Annotated in this window: 1 protein-coding gene; it reads left to right on the plus strand. The window is 58.1% G+C overall.

What is annotated here, in order from left to right:
* Positions 1-253 (plus strand): hypothetical protein (locus JAO29_RS23295; RefSeq protein WP_334270670.1); only part of this gene is annotated, 253 nt, incomplete at both ends.

Raw genomic sequence — 253 nt, forward strand, 5'->3', positions numbered from 1 at the left:
TCGCAGACTCTCGAGTGCGCTCAGCAGCTTGGGCAGATCTTCGCATTGCGCGACGATTCGCATATCTTCTTCGAGCGCCAGAACCCTGGCAGCGCCCGCACGAAAGATGACCTGGTTATCAGCGAGATGATTCGATTCATGGAGATCTCCTGCAACGGGGTCTTCCGCCCCGTGCTCCTCTCATCGGCGCCATCCGGTCCGCCTGACTCTTGTGTCTTCAATTCGGACAAACCCCCTCTGGTCGAAGTCCAAG

The sequence above is a fragment of the Edaphobacter sp. HDX4 genome (genome assembly GCF_036877565.1).
In the GTDB taxonomy this organism is placed as follows: domain Bacteria; phylum Acidobacteriota; class Terriglobia; order Terriglobales; family Acidobacteriaceae; genus Edaphobacter.